The organism is Flavobacteriales bacterium (genome assembly GCA_030584065.1).
In the GTDB taxonomy this organism is placed as follows: domain Bacteria; phylum Bacteroidota; class Bacteroidia; order Flavobacteriales_F; family PHOS-HE28; genus PHOS-HE28.
Genome location: CP129489.1, coordinates 2,947,574 through 2,963,214, shown reverse-complemented (window position 1 = coordinate 2,963,214; position 15,641 = coordinate 2,947,574). Strand labels below are relative to the sequence as shown.

Here is a 15,641-nt window from a genome sequence, read left to right as displayed (position 1 = left end):
ATCAGATGATCAGATGATCAGATGATCGGGGTTAGCGGTTCAATTTGTCCTTGGAGGTGCTGATGATCTTGTTCAGGATGCGGATGATGGGCCTGAGCTCCTCCAAGCAGGCTTTCGCGCTATCAATGTTGCGGCTAATACACAGGAGCAGCCAGTACTCCGTCTCATCGGCTTCTTTCAACGCGATCTTCATTTTGTGGATGAAGTCCGCCAGACTTTCTCCGTTCTGGGCTTCACGGACCAAGGCGCCGATGGCTGTGCCGGAGCGGAAGACCTGGTTCGCCACCACGAATTTCTTCTTGTCCTGAAGCTCCTCGGCCAGGTCCCAAATGTGCTGTGCGAAGCGAAAGGTGAGTGTGACGATGGTGTTGTCCTTGTAGCGCGGGTTGTAGGAAACCGGCGCTTTGGCCGCCATCAACGGAGCGAACAACTCACCTTCTGCCATGGCGTTCTGCCATTGCTTCAGATCCATGTCCTTCACCCTGTTCATCGCTTCCAAGGTATTCCCATTATCTGATCATCTGATCGCCCGATCATCTGATCATTCGAGCCAGCTCTTCCAGTACTTCCCATCGTCGATCTTCAGCGCCTCCTCGGTCACCATCAGCGGTTTGAAGGTATCGACCATCACGGCGAGCTCGTTGGTCTCCTTCTTGCCGATGCTGCGCTCCATGGCGCCGGGGTGCGGGCCGTGGGGGATGCCGGCGGGGTGCAGGCTGATGTGGCCCGGGCCGATGTCGTTGCGGCTCATGAAGTCGCCATCCACGTAGTAGAGCACCTCATCGCTGTCGATGTTGCTGTGGTTGTACGGCGCGGGGATGGCCAGCGGGTGGTAGTCGTACAGGCGCGGCACGAAGCTGCACACCACGAAGGCATCCGTCTCGAAGGTCTGGTGGATGGGCGGCGGCAGGTGCACGCGGCCGGTGATGGGCTCGAAGTCGTGGATGCTGAAGGCGTAGGGGTAGTTGTAGCCGTCCCAGCCTACCACGTCAAAAGGGTGGCTGGCGTACACGAACTCGTGCAGCAGGCCCTGCTTCTTCACCTTGATCACGAAGTCGCCCTTCTCGTCGTGCGTCTCCAGCTTCTTGGGGCGGCGGATGTCGCGCTCGCAGAAGGGGCTGTGCTCCAGCAGCTGGCCGAACCAGTTGCGGTAGCGCTTGGGCGTGTACATGGGGCGGTGGCTCTCCACGATGAAGAGGCGGTTGTCCGCATCCTTGAACTCCATCGTGTAGATCATCCCGCGGGGGATCATCAGGTAGTCGCCGTACTTGAAGTCGATGTTGCCCAGGAAGGTGCGCAGGGTGCCGCTGCCCTTGTGCACGAAGATCATCTCATCGCAGTCGGCGTTCTTGTAGAAGTAGTCCACGCTTTTCGCCTGGGGCGCGGCGAGCACGATGGCACAATCGCTGTTCACCAGGATGGGCTTGCGGGCGGCCAGGTGGTCCTTGGCGGGCGTGGCCTTGAAGCCGTGCAGCCGCAGCGAGCGCATGTTCTTCTCGATGGCGATCTTGGGCGTGACGTCCTTGGGCTTGCGCAGCTCCTTCACCATGGTGGGACGGTGCACGTGGTAGCTCAGGGTGCTCATGCCATCGAAGCCGATGGTGCCGAAGAGCTGCTCGTAGTAGTAGCGGTCCTTGCCGTTCTTGAAGACGGTGTGGCGCTTGTGGGGGATCTTGCCGAGGGTGTGGTAGATGGGCATGGTGCGGATGCGGGTGAATGGCGAATGGTCAATGGTGAATGGCAGAGCGGCGGTTGCTCATTCACCATTCGCTAGCGACCATTCGCCGGAATTCATGGATGCGACGTTAGGAAGCTTGCGTGGCGTTGGAGCTGATCTTGCTCAACTCCGGATGCAGCGTGCCGTTGAGCGCCAGCAGCTCCTCTTCCTCGCGGATGCGCCTGCGCAGGCCCTCGGGGTCGTTGATGGCTTTGGTCTTCGTGCTTCGGGTGCTGCGGCCCTTGCGCCAGGCGCGCTGGGCTTCGATCGGCAGCTGGTGGATCTCGCGGCAGTTGGGGGAGCAGCAATCGGCGTACTTCCTGGCGCATGCCTCGCACTGCACCAGCAGCATGTTGCAGGTGGCCTCGTGGCAGTTGGTGATGCGGTCGCTGGGGGTGCCGCACTGCATGCATGTGCTCACCACATCGTCCGTGATGCGCTCGGCCAGGCGCTCGTCGAACACGAAGTTCTGGCCGAGGTACTTGCTTTTCAAGCCTTCGGCCTTCAGCTGACGCGCGTAGTCGATGATGCCGCCGTGCAGCTGGCTCACGTTCGTGAAGCCCTGGTGCTTGAGGTAGGCGCTGGCCTTCTCGCAGCGGATGCCGCCGGTGCAGTACAGGAGAACTTCGGGTTGGTGGGTGCTGGGTTGACCCTCCCGGCTCAGGGCCGGGATGACCGGGTCGACGCTACGGGTGCCCTGATCGGGCCCCTGCGCGGGCTGCTGACGCAGCATGCCCACCACCTCGTCGATGGCCCCACGGAACGTATCGGCCTTGGGCAGGTAGGCGCCTTCGAAATGCCCGATCAGGCACTCGTAGTTGTTGCGCATGTCCACCACGATGGCGCCCTCCTCCATCTTTCGGTTGAAGGTGGCAGCGTCCAGATGCTCGCCCACGTTGGTCACGTCGAAGGCATCATCGGCGAGGCCATCGGCCACGATCTTCCGCTTCACCTTGAGGATGAGCTTGAGGAAGCTCCGGCCGTCATCCTCCACCGCGATCTTCCACGGCACATCGCGGAAGGCCTCGCGGCCGTCCAGGTTGGCCCGGAAGCGTGCGAGGTTGGCCGTGGGCACGCTCACTTGGGCGTTGATGCCCTCCTGCGCGATGTAGATGCGGCCCAGCACGCCCAGTGCCTCCCATTCCGCATAGAGGGTATTCCGAAGATCCTGCACCTCGCCTAGCCGCACGTAGCGGTAGAAGGAGAGCGTGGTGCGGGGCCTGCCTTCACGCTCCAGCCGGGCCCGGAGGATGTCCGGACGGTGCAGGTTGCGGAGGCGATGGGGATCCATGTTCGGTGCAGCCGCTGTGGTGTGGCGAAGATACGGGGAAGGCGCCCGGCGCTGGCCTTCCCAGGAACCCGTTCCGGGCTAGCTTTGGCCCATTCCAGCGCGACAATGGGCGACAAGAAGATCCTGGTGATCGGCAGCTCGGGCCAGATCGGCACCGAGCTCGTGGAGGGCCTTCGGGCCCGGTTTGGCAACCAGAACGTGGTGGCCTCCGACATCAAGGAGCCCCAAGTGAAGCAGGATGGTCCCTTCGTGCTGGTGGACGCCATGGACCGCCGGGGCATCGAACGCATCATCGACAAGCACGGCATCACCGAGGTGTACCTCCTGGCCGCCCTGCTCAGCGCCACCGCGGAGAAGGACCCCGCCTTCGCCTGGAAGCTGAACATGGAGAGCCTTTTCATCGTGCTGGAACTGGCCCGGGAGGGGAAGCTGAAGAAGGTCTACTGGCCCAGCAGCATCGCGGTGTTCGGCCCCACCACCCCGAAGGACGGCACCCCGCAGCAGACGGTGACCGAGCCCACCACCGTCTACGGCATCAGCAAGCTGGCCGGCGAGGGCTGGTGCCAGTACTACCACAAGCGCTATGGGGTGGATGTCCGCAGCATCCGCTACCCCGGCCTTATCGGCTGGAAGAGCGCCCCGGGCGGCGGCACCACCGATTACGCCGTGCACATCTTCCACGAGGCGATCAAGCACGGCAGGTACACGAGCTTCCTGGGGCCCAAGAGCACCCTGCCCATGATGTACATGCCGGACGCCATCCGCGCCACCATCGACCTGATGGAGGCTCCGGCCGAACAGGTGAAGCAGCGCACCAGCTACAACCTGGCCGGCTTCAGCTTCGATCCGGAGCAGATCGCCGCTGAGGTGCGCCGCCATATCCCCGGCTTCACCATCGACTACGCCCCGGACCACCGCCAGGCCATTGCCGACAGCTGGCCGCGCAGCATCGACGACAGCGCCGCCCGCGCCGACTGGGGGTGGAGGCCGCAGTACGACCTCGGCGCGATGGTGGACGACATGATGGTGAACCTGAAGCGGCAGCTGGTGGTGTGAGGCCGGTCCCCGGGCGGACCCCGCCAGGCGGAGTCGGCAACGCCCCCCAACGCCCTCTCGGGCCGGGTCAAGCGCAACCTTCAACCGCCCCTGCTCGTTTCGCGGACGCGAACCCTGTACGAGACATGCTCCGGACCCTCCCTTTCGCACTGCTCATGCTCATCGGCGGCCGCGTGACCGCCATCGCCCAGGATACGCTCAACGTGGTGGATGAATTGGGACGCAAGCAGGGGTATTGGCGGGTGCTGGCGCCACGCGCCGAAAAGCCGGAGTATGCCGATGGCCAGCTGATCGAGGAGGGACGCTACAGCAACAGCAAGCGCGTGGGGTTGTGGAAGAGGTACTGGCCCAATGGCAAGGTGATGAGTGAGATCGCCTACCAGATGGGCCGTCCCAAGGGCGAGTACAAGACCTACTATCCCAATGGCGCGGTGGAGGAGCAGGGAACCTGGGACCTGGACCGCAACACCGGCAAGTTCCAGCGCTGGCACCCGAACGGCAAGCTCGCGCAGGATTTCGTCTTCAATGCGTATGGCTTGCGCGACGGGGAGCAGCGCTACTACCACGAGAATGGCCAGCTGGCCGTGCTGGTGACGGTGGAGGAGGGCAAAGAGGACGGTGCGCTGAAGCGGTACGATGCCAACGGCCAGCTCACGCAGACCGCCCGGTTCAACGACGGCGTGATCGATGCGGCCAACAGCCGCTGGATCAAGCCGGTCCCCAAGGCGGACGATGTCAAGGTGGACCCGAAGGCCGAGCCCGCGCCGCCCCCCGCCCCCACCGAGCGCACCAACGCGGTGGTCTTCCGGGAGAATGGTTACAACACGATGTACGACAAGCAGCTCAGGCTCTCCCAGCAGGGCGAATTCAAGGGGGGGCGGCTATGGGAGGGCAAGCGCTACGAGTATGACGCCAATGGCCTGCTCGTGCGGATTCGCCTTTACAAGGAGGGGCGCTACCTCGGGGATGCGGTGATCACCGACGAGGACCGGAAGTAGGCACTTCGCCTTCCTGCCGGGGGCTCTACCTTCGCGCGGCCATGCCGTATGGGCATGGAGGCGACATGTCCGGAACGAAGAAAGGCCCGCTGCGAATCACCAACACGCTCACGCGCCGCAAGGAGGAGTTCGTACCCCTGCGGCCGCCCCATGTGGGCCTCTATGTGTGCGGGCCCACCGTTTACAGCGATGTGCACCTGGGCAATGTGCGCAGCTTCCTCACCTTCGATGTGCTCTACCGCTGGCTCACCCACCTGGGCTACAAGGTGCGCTACGTGCGCAACATCACCGATGTGGGCCATCTGGTGGGCGATGTGGACGAGGGCGAGGACAAGATCGCCAAACGCGCACGGCTGGAGCAGTTGGAGCCCATGGAGATCGTGCAGAAGTACACCAACGGCTTCCACGATGTGATGCGGCTCTTCAACATCCTGCCGCCGAGCATCGAGCCCACCGCCACGGGCCACTTGATCGAGCAGATCGAGATGGTGAAGCGGATCATCGGGAGCGGCTATGGCTACGAGGCCAACGGCAGCGTGTACTTCGATGTGCCAAGGTTCGCGGGGAAGCATGCCTACGGTGAGCTGAGCGGCCGCAGGATCGACGAGTTGCTCGCCAACACCCGCGACACCGAGGGCATGGACGAGAAGCGCAGCCCGCTTGATTTCGCCATCTGGAAGAAGGCCGAGCCCTCGCACCTGATGAAGTGGCCCAGCCCCTGGGGCGAGGGCTTCCCCGGCTGGCACCTGGAGTGCAGCGCCATGAGCACCAAGTACCTGGGCCAGACCTTCGACATCCACGGCGGCGGCATGGACCTGAAGTTCCCGCACCACGAGTGCGAAATCGCGCAGAGCGTGGCCGCCGATGGCCAGGCGCCGGTGCGCTACTGGATGCACGGCAACATGCTCACCGTGAATGGCCGCAAGATGGCCAAGAGCGAGGGCAACGGCTTCACGCCCGAGGAACTCCTGACCGGGAACCACAAGCTGCTGGAGAAGGGCTACAGCGCCATGACGGTGCGCTTCTTCATGCTCCAGTGCCACTATGCCAGCACCCTCGACTTCAGCAACGCGGCCATGCAAGCCTCGGAGAGGGGGCTCGAGCGCCTGATGAAGGCCATGGCCCTGCTGCCGAGGCTGAAGGCCGCTGATGCGGATGAGGCTGACATCGCCGCGCTCGAGCAGCGCTGCTACGAGGCCATGAACGACGACCTGAACACACCGGTGATGATCGCCGAGCTGTTCGAGGCCGTGCGCATCATCAACTCGGTGAACGACGGCAAGCTGAAGCTCACCGCCGTCTCCATCGAACGGCTGCGCGAGCTGATGCAGGGCATGGTGCGCGATGTGCTCGGCATCCGCGACGAGGCCGGGGATGCGAAGGGCGAAGACAATGCGCTCGGTGCGCTCGTCGGGGAGTTCATCCGGCTCCGTGCTGAGGCCAAGGCCCGGAAGGACTTCGCCACCAGCGATGCCATCCGCGACCGGCTCGCGGCCATCGGCATCGTGCTCAAGGACACCAAGGAGGGAACGGCATGGGAACGCGCATGAACCCCAGCGGAAGGGCCGCAGCCCGCGTGCTGCGCATCGCCCTGATGGCGCTGCTGACGCTGCCATTGACACGGTGCTCCACGGATACGCCCACCAACGCGCGTAGCGGGGAGGCGCCGCTGCCCAGCCTGCCTGCCACCCCGCTCTTCGATCCTGACAGCGCCTACGCATTCGTCGCCCATCAGGTGAGCTTCGGCCCGCGCGTGCCCGGTACGCCGCAGCACGCAGCCTGCGCGGATTGGATCGTGGCCAAGCTGAAAAGCCATGGCGCCATCGTGAGGGAGCAGCGGGCGACGGTGAAGGCATACAACGGCAAGGAGCTCCCGTTGCGGAACATCATCGCCACGTTCAATCCCGAGGCCAATGAGCGCATCCTGCTGCTCGCCCATTACGATACGCGGCCCATCGCCGACAAGGACGAGGAACGGCCGCATGAGCCCATCCTGGGTGCCAACGACGGCGGCAGCGGGGTGGGCATCCTGCTGGAGCTCGCGCGGCACCTCGGCGGCAAGCGCCACGGCCCGGGCATCGACATGCTCTTCACCGATGTGGAGGACTATGGGCAGCCCAGCGGCTCCTTTCAGTTGGATGAGAACACCATCGACACATGGGCGCTGGGCTCGCAGTACTTCGCGAAGAACCCCCATGTGGCAGGCTACACGGCGCGCTTCGGCATCCTGCTCGACATGTGCGGGGCCAAGGATGCGCGCTTCTTCCGTGAGGCCATCAGCATGCAGTATGCAGCCGGCGTGGTGGCCAAGGTGTGGCGCACCGCAGAGGCCATCGGGTATGGTGACCGGTTCGTTCAGGAGACCAAGCATTTCGTAGGCACGGACGACCACCTGCCCATCAACCGCCGGCTGCGCATCCCCACCATCGACATCATCGAGTACCACGAGGCCACCAATGCCTTCCACCCCAGCTGGCATACGCACGATGACGACATGGACGTGATTGACCCCGCCACGCTGAAAGCAGTGGGGCAGGTGGTGCTCGAGGTGGTTTGGAAGGAGCGATAGCCGATTCTCCGGCTCGGCGGCGCGTTGCTCACGAAGGGGCCTTCAGCGTCCGCGGATCCGGATGCCTTCGTGGAGGCCGAGCGCGGCAGGCAGTGCCAGGGCGAAAGAGCGCCCATCCGTTTCCACGCGCAGGAGGTGCGGGCCGAAGCCGGCGGCAGCAATGCGTGCTCCGGACTCGGGGTCGAGGAGCCCCTGGGCCAAGGTCCTGCCCACGGCATCGTACAGGACCCAATAGCCTTGTGTTCCGGACCCGGCAATGAGCCACTCCGAGGGTCCAACGAGCAGCGCTTCAGGCACCGGGCGCTCCAAGGGGGGCAGCGCCACCACCGGGCTGGTCCAGGAACTGCCGTCAAGAGCCGTTTCCACGATCCGGTAATAGCCCGTGACGGGCAGGGGGGAGCGATCCAGCCAGCTGTAGCTCCTCACTGACTGGGAGTTGCCCGCAGCATCCACGGTTCCCAAGGGTACGAAGGACGAACCATCGGCGGAGCGCTCCACCGTGAACCGCCAACTGTCCTGTTCCGTGGCGGTCTCCCAGTTCACGCGTGCCTCGCTGCCCTCCCACCCGGCCGCGAGCGACAGGAGCTCCACCGGGAGGAAGGAGCAGTCCACGGCGCTGATCGCGAATGACATGGTGTTGGCGATGGGGCACGCATTGTCGGTGACCTGGAACCAGATGTTGATGGGGAAGGAGGTCCCGGTCACGGTCCAGCAGACGGTTGCCGTGGCGGGGTTGGTGCCGGTTACGGAGAAAGTGGCGCCCGGCAGCACGGAAGTGGCATTGGAGGTCACGGTCAAGGCCTGTCCGGCCTGCGGGTCTGAGAAGACCAGGGAGAAACAAAGGCTCCCGGGGCAGGCGATGAACTGGCTCGGCCAGAAGGAGAAATTGTTGGTGGCGGATGATATGCCGCTCGTTGCGGGCGGGGTGCCATCGCACACCACGACACTGAACATCAGGTCGCGCATCACGGTGCCGATGAGCACGCCACCCGGCGTGAAGGATTTGACTTCGACCACCACGACGTAGTACCCCTGGGCCGTTGGCGTGAAGCTGAGCTGGCCCGTGAATGCATTGATGGTAATCCCCGGAATCGGCACCGGTCCAGACATCCCCGACTGATAGGTGACGTCCATGGGCGCAGGCGTGGCGAAGCGGGCGCTCACCAGCGCGAAGCTCATCGTGTTGCCGTCGGGGTCGACCACGCCGAGGTTGTAGGCCACGGGCTGGTTCACGCAGACATAGGGCACGCCCACGTCGATGAAGGTGGGCGATCGGTCGCAGAGCCCGCCGCTGTTGTTCAGGGTGGCAACCACGTACATGCCGGGTGTGAGGTTGATGTTCTGCGTGGTGTTCCTGCAGCAGGTGTACCAATCAATCGTCCATTTGTTGCACGGCGACAGGAAGAGCGTGGTCTGGAAGCGGTATTTCTTGAAGCTCGGCAACGCCCCACCGTTGCAAGTGCTGTTTGCGACCTGCGTCGGGCACAGCGGCGACACCTCCGTGACGCTCACAGGCGTCAACCCGGTGATGGAGAAGGAGATTCCGCAGTTGTTGCTGAAGTTGAGCGTATGCGGCGTGATGACAGAGCCGGCGCAGTCCAGGTAGAGGTCGAGGTAGATGCGGTATTGATTGCCCGTGAGGCATTCGTACGTGATGGTGGCGCCGGAGAAGTGGTCGGCGTGAGCGGCTTCGATGCACCCGATGGCCATGCCGATGGCGCATGCCAAGCGCATTCGCTTGGCGCGCAAGAGGGAGCTCGAAGCCGCGCTGCGGGGCATGGCAAGCCTATATTACCCGTAAATGTAGTGAACGCCAACCGGTTATGTCCAGCCCGGAAAGGAGCGCCCCCGGCCGTGCCATCCGACCGGGGGCGCTGGAAACGCAGCGAATCGCGCTCAGAGCTTGCTGAAGCGCTCCCGCATAAGGCCCTTGCCGGTCTCCAGCTCAAGGAGGTAGCTGCCCTTGGCCAGACCAGACACATCCAGCTGTCCGTGCCGTAGGGCGGGCATGGCGATGGCTTTGCCGGATGCATCGATCAGGCGGGTGCGAAGGATTGTCTCGCCCTCGGCGCCCGCGATGGTGATGCGATCCACGGCTGGGTTGGGGGAGATCCGGAGTTCAAGGCCGGATACGTCCTGAAGGCCGGTGGTTAGGCTCTCTGTGATCGTGGTAGCGGTGTTGACCGCCACGCCTTTCACCACGTCCACCTGCCCGCTCGGCCAGTACACGGTCACCTGCTCCACCACGTCGTCCGTGCCCAAGCCGAAATGGGCGCCGATGAAGCTCATGTGGCGGAACCCATCGCCGCTCTTCACATCGCGCATCTGGGTGCCCATGGGGCTGGTGAGCTCCACGCGCGCGCCGATACCGTTGATGTTGCTCAAGGTGCCCTGCAGATTGATGCGGACCCAGTTATTGTCGTTGCCGGTGTTCAGGCGGATGGTGCCGCCATTGAGCACGTCGAGGAAGCCATCGCTGTTCAGGTCTGCAACGGAGCCGCTGCTGGCAGGCACAGCGATCGGCGTGAAGGTCATATCGCCATTGTTGAAGTGGATGGTGCTGGAGGCGCCGAGCACATCAACCCAGCCATCGTTGTTGAAGTCGTGGGCCACCCACTCGACGCTCGTTCCAGCGAACACATCGAAGCCCGAGCCCTCGGTGACATCGGTGAAGACATCGCCATCGTTGCGCATGAGCATGTGGCCGCCTTGGGCGAAGGAGCTGGCGCCGATGAGCACGTCCATGTCGCCATCCATGTCGAAATCGGCCCAAGCGCTGCTCCAGCTCTGCTGAAAGCCGCCCAGCCCCAGCGCTCCGCCGACCTCCGTGAAGGTCCCGTCACCGTTGTTGCGGTGCATCTGGTCCACCGAGGCGGGCACGGCCGCCCCGCCGCGGCACTTGGCGATGAAGAGGTCGATCCGGCGATCGTTGTTGTAGTCGATCCAAATGGAGCCGTAGTTGCCGCCGTCGGGCGTGTTGCCCAAGCCGCCCTGGTTGAAGTCCAGCGCGCCCGTACCGTCATTGAGGTAGAAGACATTCGGCTGCACATCGTGGCAGACGAAGGCATCGAGATGGCCATCGTTGTTGATGTCCACGAAGTTGGAGCGTTGGGAGAAGACGTACTGTGAACCGCTCACCTCGGAGAAGGCCGTGCCATCGTCGCTGGCGTACATGAACGTGACGCCCTGGCCGCCGCCATAGAGCAGGTCGAGGTAGCCATTGGCGTCGATGTCGCCGGCGGCGATGCTCCAGCTCGGGGTGTAGTCGGCGTTGGTGGTGGGGTAATCCACCATGCTGAAGGTGCCATCCGGCTGCTGGTAGTTGACCCGGATGTTGGAGGCGGTCACGGTGACCACGTCATCGTAGCCGTCGTTGTTCATGTCCACGGCGGCCTGCCCGCATCCAGAGCAGCCGTTGGTCGGCACGGATAGGTTGGTGAAGCTGATGGCCGTGGGGTCCCAGGGCTGCTCCGTGAGGGTGAAGTCGAAGCCAAGGCTGGAGTACCGGTTGTCCCAGGCGATGAGGTAGCTCTGGCCCGCGAAGGCGTTGAACATGGCCACGGTTAGGAGGCCCGTGCCGCTGTCGTCATCGCCCACCAGGCAGGTGAGATTGTTGCAGTCGCCGGTGTACACCTGCACGCGGGTGTCGGTGTTGCCGTTCTGGGGCAGGTCGCTGCTGATGATCACAGTGACGTATTCCGTGGCGGTGTAGACGTACCACTCACCCGCGGTGGCGCCGGTGCCACCGGAGCTGCACACGGGCAAGGGCACCGTGGTCCCATCCACGGTATCCACGGTATAGACCACACCAGCCACCACCGGCAGCGCCGTGGAGCAGGTGTTCTGGGCCTGGGCGAAGGCCCACGGCATTGCGGCCGCAAGGGCCAAGGCGTAACGGTTCATCATTCGGTCGGTGTTTGCTGGTTCAGTTGCAGGGTTCCGGGAGCGAGTTAATCCATTCCGTGAAGAGCTGCACGGCTTCCTCGTGCACCACGGTGCGGCCCATCAAGGGCATCCTGACGGCCTCTTCGGTGCTGGAAAGGCGGTGCAGCAGCATGCTGCGGTAGGTGTTGGAGGGTGCCACGATGTAGGCCAGCTCAGGGTTCTCGGGCAGCGGGTCCTCGGGCTCCACGCACACGCCGAGGTTGATGGGGTCTACGGTCTCCTCCCATGCGAAGCGCATAGGCCGGTAGTCGCAGTGCTTCCCCTCCGCATGGCAGTGGGCGCAGTTCATGTCCACATAGGCGCGCACCCGTTCGTTGAGCGATGCAGAAGGGTCGTTCCACCGTGCCACGGGCACCGGGGGCGGGAATCCCGGTTGGAGGAATCCGGCTTCCACCCACTTCCCGATCTGGTCCCGGGGGCCTTCGGGATAGTCCATGGTACGCGCCATGTTGCGCAATTTGGGACCGATGGGCATTGCCATGTCGTTGAGCTTGTGGCAGGTGAAGCACTCCGCAGCCGCTGGGATCCGGTAGGTAAGGTCGTGCTGGATTCCGGCCTCATCGCGCCAGGACAGCGGAACGAACCTGCCGTTCAGGTCAAGGGTGGCCTCCGTCTGCTCGGCGTTCCAGATATAGTCGGCGAAGAGCCACTGGCCGCCCCGCTTGATGAGCAGGCGGGTCTCCAGGATGCGGCGCTCATCGGCGGGCAGCACGCGGTCGAAGTAGAAGGTCTTGATCAGGACGGTACCGTCAGGGAAGTCGAGCGGCACATCCTCTCCGTTGAACAAGGCGCTGCTCCCGGGCGGCATCCACACGAAGCGGAACTTATGGGCGTAGTCCGAGAAGAGCGGGGTGATGACGTCGTAGGGGAGGACGCCGGCATTGGGCTCGTGGTCGGCCAATGCGCCCGTGAAGAAGCGGTATTGCGACAGCGAAGGATAGGGAACCAGGTCAAGGTCAACGGAGACGCCTTCGCCCGGGACCGATGGGAAGGCGGGCGCAACGACCTCCTCCCGTTCATGCCGGCAGGCAATCACCACCGCCATGATGGCGAGCAGGGTAAGTAGCGCGCGGCGCTGCATTGCTGGTGGGAAAGTTAGGGGGTGGATGCACCCTCGGCCTCGGCCATTGCACGTGCTCGATGAGGATCCCGACTGGGCTACCTTGCGGCCTCGCACTCCCATGACCGCCCACCGAACCCCGGAAAGGCCCGTCGAAACGGCCTCCGACGCCGACAAGCGCCTTTTTCTGCTCGACGCCTATGCGCTCATCTACCGCGCCTACTTCAGCTTCATACGCACCCCGCGGCTGAACAGCAAGGGCTTCAACACGAGCGCGGCCTTCGGCTTCACCACTACGCTGCTCGATCTGATCAGGCGCGAGAAGCCCACCCACATCGCGGTGGTCTTCGACACCGCCGCGCCCACCGAGCGTCACGAGACGCTGCTGGACTACAAGGCCAACCGCGAGGAGATGCCCGATGACATCCGCAGCAACGTGCCTTACATACGCCGGATCATCGAGGCGCTGCGCATCCCCGTGCTGGAGAGCGACGGCTACGAGGCCGACGACGTGATCGGCACACTGGCGAAGAAGGCCGAGGCCGAGGGCTACACCACCTACATGGTGACCCCGGACAAGGACTTCGGGCAGTTGGTGACCGACAAGATCATCATGTACAAGCCCGGGCGCGGCGGCGAACCGCCCGAGAAGCTCGGGCCCAAGGAGATCTGCGAGCGCTGGGGCCTGGAGCGCACCGAGCAGGTGAAGGACATCCTCGGCCTCATGGGTGATGCCGTGGACAACATCCCCGGCATCCCCGGAATCGGCGAGAAGACCGCGATCAAGCTCGTGCAGCAGTTCGGAAGCCTGGAGGGCGTGCTGGAGAATACCGACAAGCTCAAGGGCAAGCAGCAGGAGAACGTGATCGCATTCGCCGATCAGGGCCGCCTGAGCAAGCAGCTCGCCACCATCAACATCAACGCACCGGTGGAACTGGACCACGATGCCCTGAACCTCGATCCGCCCGACAAGGAAAAGGTGCTGGAGGTATTCAGCGAGCTGGAGTTCAAGACCCTCGCCAACCGCGTGCTGGGGGGCGATGTGAATGGTGCGGCCGAGGAGCCCAAGGCCGCTAAGCGGGGGAAGGCAGCTGCAACCCACCCCGGCCAGGTGGACCTATTCGGCGGCCAGGTGGACGCCGAGGGCAACGTGGAGCTGACCGAGCTGGCCACCATCGACACCGTGCCGCACCGCTACTTCCTGGCGCGCACCAACGAGGACCTTTACATGCTCGCGGCCCAGCTCAAGAAGCAGTCGCGCTTCTGCTTCGATACGGAGACCACCAGCACCGACGAGCGCGTGGCCGAACTGGTGGGTCTCGCCTTCAGCTGGAAGCCCCACGAAGGCCACTACGTGCCCGTGCCCGAGGACAAGGCCGAGGCCCAGCGCATCGTGGACATCTTCAAGCCCGTCCTGGAGAATGAAACGATCGGCAAGGTGGCGCAGAACGCCAAGTACGACATCCGCGTACTGGCCCGGTACGGCGTGGAGGTGAAGGGCCCGCTTTTCGATACCATGGTGGCGCATTTCCTGCTGAAGCCCGATGTGCAGAAGCACGGCATGGACTACCTGAGCGAGACCTACCTGGGCTACCGGCCGGTGAGCATCACCACGCTCATCGGTGAGAAAGGCCGCGGGAAGGTGCAGAAGAGCATGCGCGACGTGGAGGTGGAGCTGGTGAAGGAATACGCCGCCGAGGACGCGGACGTCACCTGGCAGCTCGCCGGAAAGCTGGAGCCGCTGCTGAAGCAGGATGAGGTCACCGCCCTCTTCAATGACGTGGAGATGCCGTTGGTGCATGTGCTTGCCGACATGGAGACAGAGGGCATCCGCATCGACATCCCGGCCCTGAGGCAGTTCAGCGAGGATCTCGGCACGGAGCTGGTGCGCCTGCAGGACGCCATCCACCAGGCCTGCGGGGTGAGCTTCAACATCGACAGCCCCAAGCAGCTCGGCGATGTGCTCTTCGAGACCCTCAAGCTCGGCGGCGACAAGGTGAAGAAGACCGCCAAGACCGGCCAGTACCAGACCAGCGAGGACATCCTGCAGGAGCTGAGCAACGCGCACCCCGCCATCCCGCTGATCCTGGACTACCGCAGCCTGCGCAAGCTGAAGGGCACCTATGTGGACACCCTGCCCGAAGCGGCCGACCCCGTCACGCACCGCGTGCACACCAGCTACCTGCAGACCGTGGCCGCCACCGGGCGCCTGGCCAGCAACGACCCCAACCTGCAGAACATTCCCATCCGCACGGAGAAGGGCCGCGAGATCCGCAAGGCCTTCGTGCCGCGCAGTGAGGAATACCAGCTGCTCAGTGCGGACTACAGCCAGATCGAGCTGCGCATCATCGCCCACATGAGCGGCGATCGCAACATGCAGGAGGCCTTCCGGCACGGGCTGGACATCCACGCGGCCACGGCGGCCAAGGTGTTCAACGTGGACATCGCCGAGGTGACGCGCGAGCAGCGCAGCCGCGCCAAGGCCGTGAACTTCGGCATCGCCTACGGGCAGGGGGCCTTCGGTCTCAGCCAGAACCTGGGCATCCCCCGCGCCGAGGCCAAGCAGATCATCGACGACTACTTCGCGCAGTTCCCCGGCGTGCGCAACTACATGGATGAGATGATCGGCTTCTGCCGCACACACGGCTACATCAAGACCCTGATGGGCCGGCGCCGCTACCTGCCGGACATCACCAGCGCCAACAACACCGTGCGGGCCCAGGCCGAGCGCATCGCCATCAACGCGCCCATGCAGGGTTCGGCAGCGGACATCATCAAGGTGGCCATGGTGAACATCCACCGCGACATCAAGGCGCAGGGGCTGAAGAGCAGGCTGCTGCTGCAGGTGCACGACGAACTGGTGTTCGATGCATTCAAGGAGGAGGCGGAGGAGTTGAAGGCGCTGGTGAAGGAGCGGATGGAAGGCGCGCTTTCCCTTGATGTGCCGTTGGTTGTTGACATGGGCGTGGGGAAAAACTGGCTTGAGGCGCACTGAGGCCCAGGGG

Annotated in this window: 11 protein-coding genes; 5 read left to right on the top strand and 6 right to left on the bottom strand. The window is 64.0% G+C overall.

Annotated elements, in window-relative coordinates; genetic code table 11:
• Nucleotides 1–31: 31 nt before the first annotated feature.
• The 3 genes from QY325_12445 to QY325_12435 all read right to left on the bottom strand — a co-directional run bounded on the left by QY325_12445 (nt 32) and on the right by QY325_12435 (nt 3,008).
• On the bottom strand, nt 32–415 hold the full coding sequence (locus QY325_12445) for a four helix bundle protein (protein ID WKZ67984.1): 384 nt from the start codon (nt 413–415) through the stop codon (nt 32–34).
• A 126-nt stretch (nt 416–541) separates the two neighbouring features.
• A complete protein-coding gene (locus QY325_12440) occupies nt 542–1,699 on the bottom strand; it encodes a homogentisate 1,2-dioxygenase (GenBank protein ID WKZ65566.1) in 1,158 nt (385 codons plus the stop codon).
• 106 nt (nt 1,700–1,805) lie between these two features.
• On the bottom strand, nt 1,806–3,008 hold the full coding sequence (locus QY325_12435) for a tRNA uridine(34) hydroxylase (GenBank protein WKZ65565.1): 1,203 nt from the start codon (nt 3,006–3,008) through the stop codon (nt 1,806–1,808).
• Between the two features lie 105 nt (nt 3,009–3,113).
• Here QY325_12435 and QY325_12430 point away from each other — a divergent pair, with 105 nt between their 5' ends.
• From QY325_12430 to QY325_12415, 4 genes are all read left to right on the top strand, one after another.
• A complete protein-coding gene (locus tag QY325_12430) occupies nt 3,114–4,064 on the top strand; it encodes an NAD-dependent epimerase/dehydratase family protein (protein ID WKZ65564.1) in 951 nt (316 codons plus the stop codon).
• Nucleotides 4,065–4,189: 125 nt separating this feature from the next.
• Entirely contained in the window at nt 4,190–5,062 is an 873-nt protein-coding gene (locus tag QY325_12425; protein ID WKZ65563.1) for a toxin-antitoxin system YwqK family antitoxin, read from the top strand.
• A gap of 65 nt (nt 5,063–5,127) precedes the next feature.
• Nucleotides 5,128–6,612 (top strand): cysteine--tRNA ligase, encoded by a 1,485-nt coding sequence (gene cysS / locus QY325_12420; protein ID WKZ67983.1) that lies wholly within the window; start codon nt 5,128–5,130, stop codon nt 6,610–6,612.
• A complete protein-coding gene (locus tag QY325_12415; protein ID WKZ65562.1) occupies nt 6,597–7,631 on the top strand; it encodes a M28 family peptidase in 1,035 nt (344 codons plus the stop codon). Before cysS ends, QY325_12415 begins: the two co-directional genes overlap by 16 nt.
• 42 nt (nt 7,632–7,673) lie before the next feature.
• On the opposite strand, the gene QY325_12410 is transcribed toward QY325_12415, so the two are convergent.
• The 3 genes from QY325_12410 to QY325_12400 form a co-directional block, all read right to left on the bottom strand.
• Nucleotides 7,674–9,410, bottom strand: a complete 1,737-nt coding sequence (locus QY325_12410) for a hypothetical protein (protein ID WKZ65561.1) — start codon at nt 9,408–9,410, stop codon at nt 7,674–7,676.
• Between the two features lie 117 nt (nt 9,411–9,527).
• Nucleotides 9,528–11,537, bottom strand: coding sequence for an FG-GAP-like repeat-containing protein (locus tag QY325_12405; GenBank protein WKZ65560.1), 2,010 nt, complete (start codon nt 11,535–11,537; stop codon nt 9,528–9,530).
• 19 nt (nt 11,538–11,556) lie between these two features.
• Nucleotides 11,557–12,657, bottom strand: coding sequence for a hypothetical protein (locus QY325_12400; GenBank protein ID WKZ65559.1), 1,101 nt, complete (start codon nt 12,655–12,657; stop codon nt 11,557–11,559).
• A 100-nt stretch (nt 12,658–12,757) separates the two neighbouring features.
• Here QY325_12400 and polA point away from each other — a divergent pair, with 100 nt between their 5' ends.
• Entirely contained in the window at nt 12,758–15,631 is a 2,874-nt protein-coding gene (gene polA / locus QY325_12395; protein WKZ65558.1) for a DNA polymerase I, read from the top strand.
• The last annotated feature ends 10 nt before the right edge of the window (nt 15,632–15,641 follow it).